14 protein-coding genes and 4 tRNA genes are annotated in these 16,382 nt (G+C 54.9%); 2 read left to right on the top strand and 16 right to left on the bottom strand.

All coding sequences use genetic code 11. The annotated features are described in order from the left end of the window. Positions 1-14: 14 nt before the first annotated feature. The 5 genes from dnaB to rpsF all read right to left on the bottom strand — a co-directional run bounded on the left by dnaB (position 15) and on the right by rpsF (position 3,265). Positions 15-1,394, bottom strand: coding sequence for a replicative DNA helicase (gene dnaB, locus HMPREF9451_RS08255; RefSeq protein ID WP_009139836.1), 1,380 nt, complete (start codon positions 1,392-1,394; stop codon positions 15-17). A 213-nt stretch (positions 1,395-1,607) separates the two neighbouring features. After that, positions 1,608-2,129, bottom strand: a complete 522-nt coding sequence (gene rplI / locus HMPREF9451_RS08250) for a 50S ribosomal protein L9 (RefSeq protein WP_009139835.1) — start codon at positions 2,127-2,129, stop codon at positions 1,608-1,610. 9 nt (positions 2,130-2,138) lie between these two features. Then, on the bottom strand, positions 2,139-2,399 hold the full coding sequence (rpsR, locus tag HMPREF9451_RS08245; protein ID WP_009139834.1) for a 30S ribosomal protein S18: 261 nt from the start codon (positions 2,397-2,399) through the stop codon (positions 2,139-2,141). A 49-nt stretch (positions 2,400-2,448) separates the two neighbouring features. Beyond that, positions 2,449-2,907, bottom strand: a complete 459-nt coding sequence (locus HMPREF9451_RS08240) for a single-stranded DNA-binding protein (protein WP_009139833.1) — start codon at positions 2,905-2,907, stop codon at positions 2,449-2,451. A 64-nt stretch (positions 2,908-2,971) separates the two neighbouring features. Continuing rightward, positions 2,972-3,265: a 30S ribosomal protein S6 gene (rpsF, locus tag HMPREF9451_RS08235; RefSeq protein WP_009139832.1), complete on the bottom strand. Its 294-nt coding sequence runs from the start codon at positions 3,263-3,265 to the stop codon at positions 2,972-2,974. 358 nt (positions 3,266-3,623) lie between these two features. Here rpsF and HMPREF9451_RS08225 point away from each other — a divergent pair, with 358 nt between their 5' ends. After that, positions 3,624-4,097, top strand: coding sequence for a hypothetical protein (locus HMPREF9451_RS08225; RefSeq protein WP_009139831.1), 474 nt, complete (start codon positions 3,624-3,626; stop codon positions 4,095-4,097). A 262-nt stretch (positions 4,098-4,359) separates the two neighbouring features. Here the strand turns inward: HMPREF9451_RS08225 and HMPREF9451_RS08220 are convergent, their stop codons facing one another. Beyond that, a complete protein-coding gene (locus HMPREF9451_RS08220; RefSeq protein WP_009139830.1) occupies positions 4,360-5,193 on the bottom strand; it encodes a VanW family protein in 834 nt (277 codons plus the stop codon). 37 nt (positions 5,194-5,230) lie between these two features. Next, positions 5,231-5,761, bottom strand: coding sequence for a YqeG family HAD IIIA-type phosphatase (locus HMPREF9451_RS08215; RefSeq protein ID WP_009139829.1), 531 nt, complete (start codon positions 5,759-5,761; stop codon positions 5,231-5,233). 90 nt (positions 5,762-5,851) lie between these two features. On the opposite strand from HMPREF9451_RS08215, the gene HMPREF9451_RS08210 reads away from it, so the two are divergent. Next, positions 5,852-6,520: a hypothetical protein gene (locus HMPREF9451_RS08210; protein WP_009139828.1), complete on the top strand. Its 669-nt coding sequence runs from the start codon at positions 5,852-5,854 to the stop codon at positions 6,518-6,520. 76 nt (positions 6,521-6,596) lie between these two features. Here HMPREF9451_RS08210 and HMPREF9451_RS08205 read toward each other — a convergent pair. From HMPREF9451_RS08205 to gyrB, 9 genes are all read right to left on the bottom strand, one after another. Continuing rightward, a tRNA-Ser gene (locus tag HMPREF9451_RS08205) sits at positions 6,597-6,689 on the bottom strand. 180 nt (positions 6,690-6,869) lie between these two features. After that, positions 6,870-6,961, bottom strand: a tRNA-Ser gene (locus HMPREF9451_RS08200). A 143-nt stretch (positions 6,962-7,104) separates the two neighbouring features. Then, a complete protein-coding gene (locus tag HMPREF9451_RS08195) occupies positions 7,105-8,349 on the bottom strand; it encodes a peptidylprolyl isomerase (protein ID WP_051001038.1) in 1,245 nt (414 codons plus the stop codon). A gap of 232 nt (positions 8,350-8,581) precedes the next feature. After that, complete coding sequence (gene typA / locus HMPREF9451_RS08190; RefSeq protein ID WP_009139826.1) at positions 8,582-10,393, bottom strand: translational GTPase TypA; 1,812 nt, start codon at positions 10,391-10,393, stop codon at positions 8,582-8,584. Positions 10,394-10,395: 2 nt separating this feature from the next. Further along, a complete protein-coding gene (locus HMPREF9451_RS08185) occupies positions 10,396-10,935 on the bottom strand; it encodes a J domain-containing protein (protein WP_009139825.1) in 540 nt (179 codons plus the stop codon). 147 nt (positions 10,936-11,082) lie between these two features. Further along, positions 11,083-11,158 (bottom strand) — tRNA-Ala (locus tag HMPREF9451_RS08180). Positions 11,159-11,230: 72 nt separating this feature from the next. Next, positions 11,231-11,307: transfer RNA gene (locus tag HMPREF9451_RS08175), tRNA-Ile, on the bottom strand. Positions 11,308-11,558: 251 nt separating this feature from the next. Next, entirely contained in the window at positions 11,559-14,147 is a 2,589-nt protein-coding gene (gyrA, locus tag HMPREF9451_RS08170) for a DNA gyrase subunit A (RefSeq protein ID WP_009139824.1), read from the bottom strand. A 134-nt stretch (positions 14,148-14,281) separates the two neighbouring features. Beyond that, positions 14,282-16,231, bottom strand: coding sequence for a DNA topoisomerase (ATP-hydrolyzing) subunit B (gene gyrB, locus HMPREF9451_RS08165; protein WP_009139823.1), 1,950 nt, complete (start codon positions 16,229-16,231; stop codon positions 14,282-14,284). Positions 16,232-16,382 lie beyond the last annotated feature (151 nt).

Below are 16,382 nucleotides of genomic sequence, written 5' to 3'. Positions count from 1 at the left end.
CCCATACCTCGTCGTTAAATTTGGGACGCGTCAATATAATTGCCGAACTTCGTGTATTCGGGATTGAACGAAAGCGTGATATCGCGCGTCGCGCCGTTGCGGTGCTTTGCGACAATAAGCTCCGCCGTACCAAGGTCGGGGCGGCCGTCCTGTTCGGCCTCCACCTCGTCCATGCTTCGGTCGATGAACATGACGATGTCGGCGTCCTGTTCGATAGAGCCGGATTCACGCAAGTCGGAGAGCATAGGACGCTTCGTTCCGCGCATCTCTACTGCACGAGAAAGCTGAGAGAGAGCCAGCAGCGGCATATCAAGCTCTTTGGCAAGGACCTTCAATCCTCGAGAGATCTCGGCAACCTCGACGGCGCGGTTTCCATCACGACGCGTCGAAGGCGGCTGCATCAACTGCAGGTAGTCGACGATAATCAACCCCTTTTTCTTATCGCGAAGCTGACGACGCGCCTTCGCACGCATCTCGAGCAGAGAGAGACCAGGGGTGTCGTCTATATAAAGCTCAAGTCCCGACAGCGTTGCCGCCGCATTCATGATGGCGTTCCAGTCTCCTTCTTTCAGGTTGCCGGCTCTCAGCTGACCAAGATTGACGCGGGCTTCCGCGCACAAGATACGCTGGACAAGCTGATTGGCTCCCATCTCCAGGCTGAACATCGCAACAGCAGCTCCGGATTTTGCCGCATTCGTTGCCAAGTTGAGCGCGAAGGACGTTTTGCCGACACCAGGGCGCGCCGCAAGAATAAGAAGATCGCCTCCTCGGAGACCCCAGAACAGCTTGTCAACATCGGTAAAGCCCGTAGGAACACCAGCCATATGACTTTTGTTGTTGACCAGCTCGTCAATATCATCGAAGGCCTGGGTGAGAAGGTCGGTGATGTTTTGAAAGGAAGACGAAACGCGCTTCTGCGTTACGTTGAAGAGCATTTTCTCCGCTTCTTCGATAACCGCGTTCGTATCGTCAGGCGCATCGTAGGCAAGTGCATTGATGTTGGTGGAGGCATACACCAAATCACGCAGCACGCTCGTCCTTTTCACGATTTCGGTATGGCTTTTCCAATTGGTCAGGGCAAGCGTATTGTTAGCAAGCTCTACCAAATACGGCCTTCCGCCAACGGCCTCAAGCTGCCCTTCCGCAGACAGACGCTCGGCAAGCGAAATCTGGTCGATAGGTATATGACGAAGATTCAACTCGAGCATGCCTTCGAAAATACGCTGATGAGCAGGCCTGAAGAAGTTCTCAGGAGCGAGCTTTGTCGCAATTTCATCGATAGCATCCGGATTCAACATGCAGGCGGCCAAAACCGACTTTTCAGCCTCTATGTTGCTCGGCAGGGGTCGGCCTGTTGTGGATTGCAGAACAGGCGCCGCGTTGTTCTCAGCCATGTAATTTCGCTCCGTCTTTCGCGCGTATGTGGAAAATCGTCTTCTATCGCCATCTTACTTCATCGCTTGGAAGGAACGATGGAGGACGTCGAACCGAAGCGAGAAGCGGGCGGATCGTTACGTTGAAAAGAAGGCAGGATGCAACGATTCGTGCGTACAAAAAAAACCGACGGAACTATGTTCCGCCGGTTTCAAAGCCTATGGGAGCAAGCGTTACTCAGCAGCCTCTTCGGTTGCCTCGACAGCTTCCTCGACGACCTCTTCGGTCTCCTCGACAGGCTCTTCGACCTTCTCTTCGCCAACGAAGAGGTTGAGGTCAACCTTGATGTCGCGGTAGATGGAAAGGGTGACGACATGCTCGCCAGCAACCTTGATGGCCTTCTTGAGCTCAAGGCGCTTACGGTCGATGTCGATGTCGAGCTCCTTCTTGACGGCGTCGACGATCATCTGAGCGGTGACGGAGCCGAAGAGGATGCCCTCTTCGCCAACCTTAGCCTCGACCAGGATCTTCTTGCCTTCCAGGGAAGCCTTGAGAGCGTTGGCATCTTCGATGCGCTTTTCCTCGCGCTTTGCGATATTGCCGCGACGCTGCTCGAGCTGCTTCAGGTTGCCCTTGGTGGCCAGGATAGCCATCTTCTGAGGGCCAAGATAGTTATTGAAGAAGCCAGGAGCAACTTCGACGACGTCGCCTTCGCCGCCCTTGCCCTTCAACTCGGTAAGCAGGATAACCTTCATGGAAACCTCCTAGCGATTGCGACGATCGCCACGACCGCTAACTGCGGGCACCGTGTAGGGCATGAGAGCCATCTCACGAGCGTTCTTGATAGCGTTGGCGACATCGCGCTGGTGCTGGACGCAAGCACCCGTCACGCGACGGGGCTTGATCTTGCCACGATCGGTCATGTATTTGCGCAGCATAGCCGTATCTTTGTAATCAACGTACTGTGCGTCCTCTTTGCAGAACTGGCAGTACTTGCGGCGAGGCTGCTTGGTGTATTCAGCCATGATTTCCTCTTTCAATCCTTAAATGGGGTAGTCTCGGTATGCCCAAGGTCTAGAAGGGAATATCCTCGTCGTAGACAGACGTGTCTACCGCAGGGGCTGCGGGAGCCGGAGCGTAAGTCGGGGCCGCATACGCGGGTGCGGGAGCGCTCATGTGGGACATGCCCATATTTCCGCCCTCGCCTCGAGCCGTCATGAACTCGATCTCGTCCACAACAACCTCGATTTTGCTACGCTTCTGACCATCGCGTTCCCACTGGGACCAACGAAGTTTTCCTTCAATTGCAACCTTGGAGCCTTTGCTCAAGAAACGAGAAACGCTCTCTGCACGAGCGCCGAACATCGTGCAATCGATGAAATTGGGGTAATCTTCCCACTCGCCAGTCTGCTGGTTTTTGCGACGATCATTGACCGCAACGCCAAAACCGAGAACAGGGAAGCCGTTTGCTGTCTGACGCAGCTCGGGATCGCGCGTGAGATTGCCCGAAATCACCACTTTGTTGATGCTCATTACTCTTCCTCATTCCTCGAAGCAATGAGGGCCATGCCCTCGATCCGATAGCTAAAACCGTGAACTAGTCGCGGTCAGCGCGGCGGACGATCTTGTGGCGAACCACCGCGTCGGTGATGCGCAGCACGCGGTCCAACTCCGCGATGTTAGCAGGATTTGCATGGAAATCGATCAGGGTGTAATCACCCTCGGTCAGGCCAGCGACCTCATAAGCGAGCTTGCGCTTGCCCCAGTCCTCAACGTTGTCGACCTTACCCTCGCCCTCGGCGATAGTGGTCTCGATACGCTTCATAACTGCCAAACGGGTCTCGTCTTCGATCGTAGGCGCGACAAAGAACAACAATTCATAAGCCTTCATTATGTCACCTCCTCTGGACTTACGGCCCCGGGACGCATGAAGGCATCTGCCCGGGACAGGAAACTTGCTCATAATATCAGCAGCATCCGCCCGATGCAAACAAAAAATCCCACGTCGCCGCGCTCATCACAACTTGTCCATGATGATACAAAAGACCGCTTTCGCGTTTCTTCCCGATGTCATCAACCCCTCTTCCAACAACCACTCGAAACCCTGCCGTCTTTCTGCGCGAAAACGAACGCTTTCGTCCGCTCTCCAAGTGATTCTCTTGTTCTTTTCCCCTCGCTACGCCACCTGTCCTATACTTCTTTCAGGATATGAAACCGCGGCATAATGCCGCCTAACCCAAGGAGATACGATGGCTGATAGAAATGTCGAAAGCGATACCATCGGAGTTCCCAAGCTAGACGAAACGCTTGAAATCCTTCTTCTTCAGGTGATTGAGGAAGCACAGCAGCGCATGGAAAACGGCGAGGACGTAGTTCCGTTCACGGCCCTCCTTGTAGGCGATTCCGTCTTCGAGGAAACCCACAACGGTACCACCGACGAATGCTTCGCCTCTGCGCAGAAAACCGTCGAGGGGGCAGAAGGAGCGCGCGCTTACGCGTTTTGCTATGACGGCTACATCGAAACCGACGATGGGGACAAAGACGCCATCATTGCCGAGGGAGGCATCCCGGGCGAAAAAGACGGCGTGGCAGTGGGCCTGCTCTATGACGCGAGCGGGGAGGAAATAGCCTTCGAAGAAGAGGTTTGCTACATCGCCGAAGCCCCGAACTTCCTGGCAAGCAAAGAGCCCGTTCCCGCCATCATAGAGGACGACGAGGAGTAACACATCCTCTTGGTTTTCCGATTGAGGTCCGCCCATAGAGGCGGACCTTCTTTTTTTTCATGGCGACAGAACAAGGCGCATAGGGGAGAAGCGCGCGTATCGAACAGACATGAAGCCTGAAGAACTAAAAACGCGCACCATCGCTCAAATCACCAAAAAACGGCGGCTTCGCATTCCTATGCTGCGGAGCCGCCGCTCATCAAAACCCATGCGTCCTTTCTTGCCGGGGCGCCCCTCGCCGTCTGCCCACGGAGCAGGAACGCTACTCCCTTATCTGATCGGCGGGTATCTCGGATGGATCGAACATCACCTTCGATCGATTGTCCCATATAAGGTCGCGGCGGACGAACGCCCCCGTGCTCTTGTCCTTGACGTCGCGATAGATTTTGCTTACGCGATAATAGTCTTCACCCTCTTTTTCGAAATGATGGTCTTCCTCCACGATTTCATACGCTAAAGGGATTTCCTTCTCGCAGCGAAGCTCACCGTACATGCGCTCTTCATCGAACCAGATCAAAAGTTGAAAATCCTGATCGGTATTGTTCTTGAACCTGAAGTCGACGTAGTTGTACCCCACGGATGTCCCTGCGCTCATCGGAACGCGCTTCCCATGATCTGGAGCCAATGCATCGGAGTGCGTGTGGAATTCGGTCACATCGAGAGGACTATCCAGCACAAGAAGATGGATGGTGTTGGCAAGATTGCACAACCCTCCTCCCACATCCGGCACCAGTTTTCCTCCCTGAATCACACGACCGGCCTTATAGCCTTTTTTCGGAGTTATCTTTCCCGTTAGCTTGAAGAAAGAAAACGTCTCCCCCGGATGAATAACAAGCCCGTTCATAGGCTCGCTGGCAATTTTGAGGTTCACGACCTTGTTCCGCTGAAGCACAGGGTCGACACCTTTTCCCGTCTTAATGAGGATATTGCTTTTATGGGAGAGAACGACAGGAAGCTTTTCTTCGCAGCGCGCCGTTGCGAAGCGCTCGGAAGAACGCGCATTCTCGATATGCCTCTTCGCTATCTCTTTCTTCACTGAAATTGCGTACGTTACAGGATTGATATCGCAAAAACGAACACGCTTCTTATCGGCCATCTCGTACCTTACCTGATATGATTTCTTCCATTTTCTTCTACAAGGGGCGCTCGACAAATCCTAGGCGCTGATGCAGACGCCCGCTTTTCCTCCACAGGACAAGCAGCGCCTTCTCCACATAACGACGCTTTCCGATGCGCTGCCCTGGAACCGTGACGTAGTGAACCAAGATGCTCGCAAGGCCGCTCGCGTTCGCTCCGCGGATATCGGTAAACATCTGGTCGCCTATAACGATTGCCTCGCTACGCTCCAAGCCCAGTTTCTCAAGAGCAGCTTCGTAGCCCTTCGGGCTCGGCTTTCCTGCATCCGGGATAAACGGGATATGGGTCTTCGCGGTAAACGACTCCAGACGCGACGTTTCGTTGTCCGACAAAAGCACAACCCTGAAACCACGAGATTGCAGTTCGAGGAGAAAGGCATCCACTTCTTCCGTCGATGGGTCTCCGTGATGCACGAGGGTATTGTCAACGTCAAAAATAAGGCCTCGATACCCCAGCTCGTACAACTTATCGTAATCGATGCTGAAAACGCTTTGCGCGTATTCATACGGATAGAACTGCTCAAACACGATATTCCTCCCATGCGGTACAAAGGCCATATTACCACGGAGCTGTATAATGACGGCGTTGTAAACACAAGCCCTCGAGAGGCGCCGCATATGAACACCAACCCTGAACTCATCGTCATGCTGACGCATAACGACCGAACCGTATCAAACGCACAAGAGATCTTCGAAGCATGCAAGAACTCCAAGGCTCGCTTCTGGGGGTTCAAGGAAGAGCCTCTTCCTCTTGAAGATATGAAAAGGCTTTACTCAGTCATGAAGAAATGCGGCAAAATGACGTTTCTGGAAGTTGTCGCATACACGGATGCAGAATGCCTTGCCGGAGCGGAAATGGCGGTGGAATGCGGCGTAGACGTGCTTCTCGGCACAATGTACTCGGACTCCATACGGGAGCTTTGCGAGGCTCACGGACTAAAGTATATGCCGTTCATAGGGAAAGTATCTGGCCGGCCATCCGTTCTCGAGGGCTCCCTCGAGGAGATGATTGACGAGGCGCGCAGAGCGTTGGAGAAGGGCGTTTACGGCTTCGATCTCCTAGGATACCGATACGCAGGAGATGCGGCCGCCCTGAATAAGGCATTCGTGCAGGCTATTGATGCGCCCGTATGCCTTGCCGGCAGCATCAACAGCTACCAGCGCCTCGACGAGGTCAAGGAGGCCTCGCCATGGGCCTTCACTATCGGCGGGGCTTTCTTCGAGGGGAAGTTTGGAACGTCGTTCGAGGAACAGATTAACGCCGTCTGCGACTACGTAGCCCGTTGATGCCTGAATCGAAGAAGCAATCGACACCCGAGAGCAAAAAGCGGGCCCGATAATACCGGGCCCGCTTTGTTGTATCTGGCGGAGGAGGAGGGATTCGAACCCTCGTCACCCGGGTTGCGGGTGAAACGGTTTTCGAGACCGCCGCATTCAACCACTCTGCCACCCCTCCGTAGGATGGCGCGACTTCCGTCATGCGCAATAGTGCATGGTAACAGGTTCGCTCAAATCGGACAAGTGTTTTGTTTCCCGGGACAATGTTTCACGTGAAACACTCCGTGGACTAAACCGCTTCCGAATGATTTAACACCCGAATAAAGAAAAACGCCGCTTGAAGCGGCGTGGTAATTTCTGGCGGAGAGATGGGGATTCGAACCCCAGATACGCTTTTGGCGTATACACGATTTCCAATCGTGCTCCTTCGGCCAGCTCGGACATCTCTCCTTGGCTCTTCTGCATGTATTTCATGCAGCGAACATGCAGTATAGCAAAGATTGCGAAAAAGGAAATAGGTTTTCGCAAAAAATAATTGGAGCCGCATTGGCGCGGCTCCAATCGAACGAAATCAGTCCAAAAGAGAAACTTCTCTACGAAGCGGGAGTTGCTTCGGGAATCTGCTCAGACTCAGAAGAGGATGCTTCGGCAGCGGGCTCTTCAGATGCTGCCTCTCCCTGCCCCTCGGCAGAGGAGGAACCCTCGCCGGTCGATTCTTCGCCTTCAGAGGCCCCTTCGCTCTGCGTTGCTGCGGCGGTTGAACCCTCGCTCGGCTCGATGCCGTCAGTGCTTACATCGTAGGCAAGACCGCTCGGCATATCGGTGGTCTCGATCTCGGCAGACTCTTTATAGCTCTGGTACCAATCGGAGTAAGACTGATTCTTGCTCGAGGCCTCGAGAGATTGCTTGATGCTGTCCGAGAATTCGGAGGGAATCTGATCGATGGACGTCACCTCGTCGGGCGCGGTGAATACGTCCGTGCACTTGATGATATGGATGCCGTACGTTGACGTAACGAGAGCGCTTACCTGATCTTTTTCAAGGCCGTCAAGAGCCGTCTGGTATTCGTCGACGAAAGAGGTCAGTTTATCCCAGCCAACGTTTCCGCCATCGGCTTTAGATCCTTCATCCTGGGAATACTGCTGCGCGGCATCGGCGAAATCAAGCTCACCGGAATTGATCTTATCGAGAACCTCCTGCGCTGTTGCCTGGTCATCGGATGCAAACAGAATATGGCTTGATTTCTTCGCACCATCATAGGCGGATGCGTACATCTGAGCATACTGAAGCATTTCCTCGTCCGTAGGCTCGGTCGCCGTGGCTACCTTATCCTTCAGCCCCGTCTCGGTCAGGCTAAGCTCAATCATGTCTCGATACTGGTCCTCGGTGGTTCCGACAGCCTCGAGGGCGGCATTCCACTCCTCATCGGAAGAGTAATAGCTGCGCATGGTGGAAATCTGACCGTCAACCTCGGAGGAATCAACCGTGACGCCATTTTCGGACGCCGCCTGGCGAATCAGTTCCTGGCTCACGTAGTAGTCGATAACCTGGCTGCGCACATCCGATGCCGTAAATCCGTTATCGACCATCCATTGAGCCCACGCAGTGTCGTCGGCAAGTCCGTTCGAGTTCCGGAAATTAGCCACGTACGCCGTCACAGCGTTTTCACCTATCTCCGCTCCGTTGACCTTGGCGGCAACACCGCCGGACACGTCGGAGACATCAATTCCCGATCCTGTCTGGGATTGCCCATCCTGGGAGCACGCAGCAAGGCCAAAACAGCACGAAGCAGCCAACGCTGCAGTGCATACGACCTTGAGCAGTCCGGTCGATTTCATACGCACACCTCTCATATACAAGGACAACAAGGCTTTCGCCTTGGGTTTAAGCGTTTGTATTGTGCCATATGCCCTTTCGCGGGCGAAGCCGTCCACAATACACTCACAAGGGTCGTACGGTTCCGCCATGTTTCATGCCTGCTCCGCATGTAAAAAACCAAGACACGCAATGTCCCGCAAACAAAGAGAGGGCTCCGATGAGCCCTCTCTTTAAAGATAACGCACGTAGTTTCTATTTTTTATTCGCCTTGCGACGGTCGGTTGCGGAAAGCAGACGCTTGCGCAAGCGGATGCTCTGAGGCGTCACTTCGACGAGCTCATCGTCCTCGATGTACTCGAGAGCCTCTTCAAGCGTGAACGTAACGGGAGGAGTGAGCTGAATGGCTTTATCAGCGCTCGAGGAACGCTGATTGCCGAGAGACTTCGCCTTCTCGACGTTAACGACCATGTCGCCTTCCTTCGCGCTCTCTCCGACAATCATGCCTTCGTAGCATTCGTCGCCAGGGCTCACGAAAAGGCGTCCGCGCTCCTGAAGCGTATCGAGAGCATATGCAACGGCCTTACCCGTGCTCATGGCAATCATGCCGCCGTTTTTACGACCGGTCATATCACCCGAGAACGGGCCGTATTCACGGAAGTGGTGGAACAAAACAGCCTCGCCGTGGCTCACATTCAGCACGCGGGTCTTAAGACCCATCGTGCCTCGGGAAGGAATGCGGAACGTAAGATGGGTGAGGGTTTCGTCGGTGACCATATCCTCCATGATGCCGCCGGCGGTGCCCAAAACTTCGATGACCTTGCCGGCGTAATCGTTAGGAACGTCGACCGTAGCCTCCTCGATAGGCTCGAGCTTGTTGCCGTTTTCGTCCGTCTTGTACACAACCTGAGGACGACCGACCTGGAACTCGAATCCTTCACGACGCATGGTCTCCATGAGGACGGACAGATGAAGAACTCCTCGGCCGGCAACGCGAACGCCGGAATGGTCTTCCGTCTCCTCGATGCGCATGGAGATATTGCTCTCCTTCTCGCGCATCAGACGCTCCTTCAACTGGCGCGCGCCAACGATATCGCCTTCACGACCGACAATCGGGCTCGTGGACGCCTCGAACACGACAGCCATCGTAGGTTCTTCGACGGCAATGGGATCGAGCTCGACCGGGTTCTCACGGTCGGTGATGATATCTCCGATGTCGGCATCCTCAATGCCAATGACCGCGATGATATCGCCCGCCTGAGCCTCGGAGACTTCGGCCTTTCCGAGATTCTCGAACGTATAGACCTTGCGGACCTGTGCGTTGTATTCGCTGCCATCGGCCTTTTTGACCAACACAAGTTCTTTTTCATGCATAACGCCGCTATGAAGACGACCGATGCCGATACGGCCTTCGTAGCTGCTATGGTCGATGGTGCACACCTGTAAAGCAACCGGCGCCTCAACCTCCACCTCGGGAGCGGGAATCTCCTTCAGAATGGTATCGAGCAGCGGAACCATGTCCATATTGCCGTCTTCGGGATCGAAGCGGGCATAGCCGTTCACTGCAGAGGCATATACCACGGGGAAGTCGAGTTGATCATCAGAAGCACCGAGCTCAACCATAAGGTCAAACACCTTGTCGACCGCGCCTTCCGGGTTCGCATTCGGACGGTCGATCTTGTTCACCACCACCACGATGCGCAAACCGAGCTCCAGGGCATGGGACAGGACGAAACGAGTCTGGGGCTTGGGTCCTTCGTAGGCATCGACGATAAGCAGAGCGCCGTCCGCCATATTGAGGACACGCTCCACCTCTCCGCCGAAATCGGCGTGGCCGGGCGTGTCGATGACATTGATCTTGGTGTCTTTGTATCGAATGGAGATGTTCTTGGACAGAATGGTGATGCCGCGCTCTCGCTCCTGATCGTTGCTGTCGAGCACGCGCTCCTCGACCTGCTGGTTGCTGCGAAAGACGTTGGCGGCAAACAGCAGGCGGTCGACCATCGTGGTCTTGCCGTGGTCAACGTGGGCAATGATGGCCACGTTTCTAAGCTGCTCTTGTTTCATGGTTATTCTTCTTCCCATTCTTCTTCGATACTGCGCTTTTGCAGCTCGATTTCTTTCAGATGCTCGTTTATCGTCGAAATGTTTTGGTGGGTCGAGATGAAGGACACAATGCCCCATATCACCAAAGTGCCGAAAATAGCGGCGATCCATACGATGCGCCTTAGAAGCACAGCTCCCACCGCGCCTGCCGCCATCATGATGAGGGCGTTGCGACGCTCGTCATAAAGGGCGTCACGCTGCGCTATAAGCTGCGTTCGCGCGGCAGCCAATCCCGCAAGTTTCGCTTCCGCAAAATGAGGGGGAGGAGCCGACCTTGAGCGAGACGAGCCCGACGAAGACTTCGACCCACGTCCGCTTGAAAGATAGTCATAGGCGTCTTGAAGACGCTTGAACTGTTCGGTTGCCCGATCTTGCAGCTTCGCGTTGCCAGCAAATCTGTCTGGATGCAGGATTTGAACACACTCTTTGTAGGCGACCTTAATATCCCGATCCGTTGCATCGTCATCGAGCCCGAGAATATTAAGCGCTTCTATGCGGTTCACCCCGCCTCCTTTCGGATTGACCAGATTCCTGGATTTTACGGCGTGCCATTATAACATCGGACGCAGGGGCGCTAGACGCCCTGCAAAGAAAACAACAAACGCCGTATAAGCAAAAAACGCCGGCTCGTAAGCCGGCGTCAAGATTCATGGTGGAGCTTAGGGGGATCGAACCCCTGACCTCAGGCTTGCAAAGCCCGCGCTCTCCCAGCTGAGCTAAAGCCCCATGGAGACTACACTTTTTGAATAAACGCTCCACCGGCTCGTGGCTCACGGTGGAGCGTTTATTTATCGCGGATGGTGGGCCTGACAAGACTCGAACTTGTGACCTCACGCTTATCAGGCGTGCGCTCTAACCACCTGAGCTACAGGCCCGCGAAAAGTGCTCCGCTATAATACAACGCTGATTTTCATTTGCCAAGCACTTTTTTAGAAAATTTTCGACATTTCTGCCAATCCATAGCAAATCAAGCTTCCAGCAATCAATAAAACACCAGGTCAAAAAGGTTTTACGAAGTAGAGAAAAATTTTAAACTTTTTTGAAACAAAGTCGTTTTCTCGGTTCAGAACAAGAAGAAAGAGGCATGACGCCTCTTTCTTCTTGTTTATATTTTTTAGCCAGGGCCTTATTGGTCCGCTTCGGAAGATTCAAAATCTTCGTCAACGTCCTCTCCGTCAGCGTCTTCGTCGACAAACACATCGCCCGACTCCAACTGCTCGAAGTCGGTCTCGGCATCCTCGGAATCCTCGCTTGACTTTTCCTTCGTCGAATCCGTCGCGATCGCCACAGCCGTCACCTTGTCTTCCTCTGCGACATTCATGACCCGTACGCCCTGTGTGGAACGCCCAAGCTGGCTTACGTCTTCGACCGGAGTGCGAATGACGACGCCCTCCTCCGAAATGATCATGAGCTCATCGGCCTCCCTCACGACCTTCATAGCCGTCAGAAGCCCTTTCTTCTCCGTCATGGTGATGGTGAACACACCCTGACCGCCGCGATGATGCTCGGGATATTCCGATACCGGAGTGCGCTTACCGTACCCTTTCTCGGTAATGACGAACAGCTCGGTGTCCGGTTTGGCAATCTCCATACCCAAGACCTTGACGTCGCCAGGCACCGTCATGCCGCGCACGCCCATGGTGTCGCGACCCATGGCTCGAGCCTCGGCTTCGTCCCACATGATGGCCTTACCGGCGCTCGACACCATCATGACCTTCTCGCCCCGTTTCACGCGGCGTACGGCAATCAGGCTGTCACCCTCTTTGAGGTTGATGGCAATCAACCCGTCACGACGCGTGCGGTCGTACAGGCTCATGGAGGTCTTCTTCACCATACCCTGCTCGGTTCCGAACATAAGGAACTCATCCTCGGGGAAATCCTTCGTCGCGATAATGGCGGAGATTGTCTCCCCCTTAGCGAGAGGCAGCAGGTTCACGATGGCCGTTCCACGAGCATGGCGGCTCGCCTCGGGCAGTTCATAGACTTTCAGACGATACACCTTGCCTGCGGTGGAGAAGAACAGCATGTAGCTGTGAGTCGACGCCACAAACAGATGCTCGACGAAATCATTGTCTTTCAGGTTCACACCCTGCATGCCCTTGCCGCCGCGTTTCTGCTGGCGATACGTTGCGACGGGGAGGCGCTTCACATAGCCAGCCTTGGTCACCGTAACGACCATGTCCTCTTCGGCGATCAAATCCTCCATATCGAGGTCTTTCGCCGCGGCAGAAAGGAGCGTGCGACGCGGGGTGTTGAATTTGTTCTTTATCTCCTGAAGCTCTTCCTTGATAACCTGGCGCATCAAGACTTCATCGGACAGAATCTGCTTGTAGTACGCAATCTTCTCGCGCAGCTCCTTCAATTCGTCTTCGAGCTTATGACGCTCCAAGCCGGTAAGACGACGCAGGCGCATTTCGAGAATAGCCGCCGTCTGGGCTTCGGAGAGATTGAAGCGCTCGATCAACTTCGCAGAAGCTTCCTTGTCGGTCTGAGAGCCGCGAATAATAGCGATGACTTCGTCGATGTTATCGAGCGCAACAAGCAGGCCTTCCAGGATATGGGCGCGCTCTTCGGCCTTACGCAGGTCGTAGCGCGTACGGCGAATGATGACGTCCTCCTGGTGCTTGATGTAGTGGAACAGCATCTCCTTGAGCGAAAGCGTGTGAGGAACGCCATCCACAAGAGCGAGCATGTTGACACCCCAGCCCACCTGAAGCTGCGTATGCTTGTACAGCTTGTTCAGCACAACCTGAGGAATGGCGTTCTGCTTCAATTCGATGATGATATCGACCGGACTATTGCGGTCGGCGCCGTCATGCACGTTGGAGATCTCGGGGAGCTTCTTTTCGCGAATGAGCTCTCCGAGCTTTTGCATCAGGTTCGTTCGGTTGACCTGATAGGGTATCTCGGTGATGACGATCGAGCTTTTCCCGTTCTTGCCTTCGACGATTTTGTGCTTCGCGCGAATAGTCAGGCTTCCTCGTCCGGTTTCATACGCATCGATGATTCCCTTTCGGCCCATGACGATGCCCCCGGTGGGGAAGTCGGGACCGGGAAGAACCTTCATAAGCTCTTCGGTGGTCACATCGGGATTGTCGAGCATCAGACACGTAGCGTCGATGGTCTCGCCGAGATTGTGCGGGGGGATATTCGTCGCCATGCCGACGGCAATACCGTTCGACCCGTTGACCAAAAGGTTCGGGAAGCGCGCCGGCAGCACCTCAGGCTCCTGCAGACTTTCGTCGTAGTTAGGACGCCAATCCACCGTCTCTTTCTCAAGGTCGCGCAGAAGCTCCATGGCGGGCTTCGCCAAGCGCGCCTCGGTGTAACGCATAGCCGCAGCGGAGTCGCCGTCGATGCTTCCGAAGTTTCCATGGCCGTCGACCAAAGGGACGCGCATGGAGAAATCCTGAGCCAAGCGAACCATGGTGTCGTACACAGCGAAGTCGCCGTGGGGATGATATTTGCCGATAACGTCGCCGACTGTACGGGCAGACTTGCTGTGCGGACGATTCGGGGTGATGCCGCTGTCGTACATCGCATACAGGATGCGGCGATGAACCGGCTTGAGGCCGTCGCGCACGTCAGGAAGCGCACGCGACATGATAACGCTCATTGAATATTCGAGGAACGACGTGCGCATCTCCTTGCCGAGCTCGGCGGATTTGACGCCGGCGGCTCCAGAGTCGATTTCGTCGAATTTTTGTTCAGCCACGATTCTTCCTCCAACGTAGAAATCGTAGTTCCATCATTTGCAAAAACGCGTGAAACGCCCGGATGTTTCACGTGAAACATCCGGCGGCCCGGCGCCATCGCATCAATCGATAGCCAAAACGCCGGACCACGGCGCTAAATGTCCAGGAAGCGAACGTCGCGCGCGTGCTTCTGGATGAACTCCTTACGGGGTTCGACCTGGTCGCCCATGAGCTCGGAAACCGCGAGCTCCGCAGCGGCGGCGTCTTCGATGCTCACCTGCAAAAGCGTGCGCGTCTCGGGCTCCATCGTGGTTTCCCACAGCTGCCCAGGATCCATCTCGCCGAGGCCTTTATAGCGCTGCATGTCGTATTTCTCGGCATCGTCGCCAAGCTCCTCCATCAGAGCGTCTTTCGCTTCGTCGTTGAAGAGGTACTTCAAAATCTTGCCCGACTTCGAGTTTTTCTTCTTCAGACCGTACAGCGGAGGCTGCGCGATGTATATGTATCCGCGATTGATGAGATCGGGCATATAACGGTAGAAGAACGTGAGCAACAGGCAGCGGATATGGGCTCCGTCGACATCGGCATCGGTCATGATGATGATGCGATGGTAGCGGGCGGCATCTCCGTTGTAGTCGTCCCCGATATTCGTACCGATGGCCGTGATGAGGCTTGAAATGGTATCGCTCGACAGGGCTCGGTTAAGGCCGGCGCGCTCGACATTCAGAATCTTGCCGCGCAAGGGCAAGATGGCCTGATACTTACGGTCGCGAGCCTGCTTTGCCGATCCACCTGCCGAGTCGCCCTCGACAATGAAGATTTCAGACAATGCCGGGTCTTTGCTCGAGCAGTCGGCAAGCTTGCCGGGCATGCTGAAGCTGTCGAGCACACCTTTGCGACGAGTCATCTCACGCGCTTTGCGCGCGGCTTCGCGCGCCTTGAGGGCCTGGGTCGCCTTGCCGATGATTCGCTTCGCGGGCGCCGGGTTCTCCTCGAGAAACTCCGCGAGGCCCTTGGTCACCGCCCCTTGGACAAGGCCGCGAATCTCCGTGTTTCCAAGCTTCGTTTTCGTCTGACCCTCGAACTGGGGATCGTGCAGCTTCACGCTGATAATGGCCGCAAGACCCTCGCGCGTGTCGTCGCCGGAAAGGTTGCTGTCCTTCTCTTTCAGGATTCCGTGCGTGCGCGCGTAATCGTTGATCGTGCGCGTCAGGGCGTTCTTGAAGCCGTCGAGGTGAGTACCGCCCTCGTGGGTGTTAATGTTGTTGGCGAACGCCAAGATGCCGTTCGAGGAGTAGCTGCTCGACCACTGCATGGCAATTTCGACCGTGCCATCGTCGCTTTCCGCCTCGAAATAGATCGGTTTGTTGAGGGTTTCTTTTCCTTCGTTGATGTAATTGACGAAGTCCACAATGCCGCCTGCAAACTGGAACGTTTCGCTTTTCGGCTTGCCGCTTCCGTCAAGATCGCGCTCGTCGGTCAGCTCAATATGAAGGCCCTTGTTCAAGAAGGCCATCTCGCGAAAACGCTGCGCAAGCGTGCTGTAGTCGTAGACGAGCGTCTCGGTAAACACTTCGGGGTCGGGCCAAAACGTGGTCTTGGTTCCCGTTCCCTCCGCATCTCCGATGCGGCGGAGCTTTTCCACCGTTTTGCCGCGCTCAAACGCGATAAAATACAGCCCGCCGTCACGCTTGACCTCAACTTCGAGACGAGTGGAAAGGGCGTTGACGCAGGAAACGCCGACGCCATGGAGGCCGCCGGAGACTTTGTAGCCCTCGCCGCCGAACTTGCCGCCCGCGTGAAGGATGGTAAGAACGACTTCAACCGTAGGAATTTTTTCCTTTGGATGTTCGTCAATAGGAATACCGCGGCCGTTGTCTACAACCGTAATGGAGTTGTCCTCGTGAATGGTCACGTCGATCTTCGTGCAGAATCCGGCCAGAGCCTCGTCGACAGAGTTGTCGACGACCTCATAGACCAGATGGTGAAGACCACGCGGACCAGTGGAGCCAATGTACATGCCAGGACGTTTGCGGACCGCTTCCAGGCCCTCGAGCACCTGGATATCCGAACCATCGTAATGGCCGGGGTTTTTCTGTGCCACGTGCGTACTCCTTTTCTGGTTCTGTTGACGGGCTAGGGGTTGACGGAAAACTTCCCGCACCGCGCGGGCAAACACGCTGCGACTGCAGGCGAAATCCGTTTTCCAGCAATCTATAAATTCTACCATAAACCGCTGTTTCATAGATTCATTA

The sequence above is a fragment of the Slackia piriformis YIT 12062 genome, assembly GCF_000296445.1.
Classification (GTDB): Bacteria; Actinomycetota; Coriobacteriia; order Coriobacteriales; family Eggerthellaceae; genus Slackia; species Slackia piriformis.
The sequence above is the reverse complement of the archived record's forward strand: the minus strand, read 5'-3'. Positions and strand labels throughout refer to the sequence as shown.

Bases quoted from the DNA above. Each gene is read 5' to 3' on its own strand.
- HMPREF9451_RS08220 (WP_009139830.1), bottom strand. From the start codon at position 5,193: ATGGCCGATAAGAAGCGTGTTCGTTTTTGCGATATCAATCCTGTAACG.
- HMPREF9451_RS08240 (WP_009139833.1), bottom strand. From the start codon at position 2,907: ATGAGCATCAACAAAGTGGTGATTTCGGGCAATCTCACGCGCGATCCC.
- rpsF (WP_009139832.1), bottom strand. From the start codon at position 3,265: ATGAAGGCTTATGAATTGTTGTTCTTTGTCGCGCCTACGATCGAAGAC.
- rplI (WP_009139835.1), bottom strand. From the start codon at position 2,129: ATGAAGGTTATCCTGCTTACCGAGTTGAAGGGCAAGGGCGGCGAAGGC.
- HMPREF9451_RS08210 (WP_009139828.1), top strand. From the start codon at position 5,852: ATGAACACCAACCCTGAACTCATCGTCATGCTGACGCATAACGACCGA.
- dnaB (WP_009139836.1), bottom strand. From the start codon at position 1,394: ATGGCTGAGAACAACGCGGCGCCTGTTCTGCAATCCACAACAGGCCGA.
- typA (WP_009139826.1), bottom strand. From the start codon at position 10,393: ATGAAACAAGAGCAGCTTAGAAACGTGGCCATCATTGCCCACGTTGAC.
- rpsR (WP_009139834.1), bottom strand. From the start codon at position 2,399: ATGGCTGAATACACCAAGCAGCCTCGCCGCAAGTACTGCCAGTTCTGC.
- HMPREF9451_RS08195 (WP_051001038.1), bottom strand. From the start codon at position 8,349: ATGAAATCGACCGGACTGCTCAAGGTCGTATGCACTGCAGCGTTGGCT.
- HMPREF9451_RS08225 (WP_009139831.1), top strand. From the start codon at position 3,624: ATGGCTGATAGAAATGTCGAAAGCGATACCATCGGAGTTCCCAAGCTA.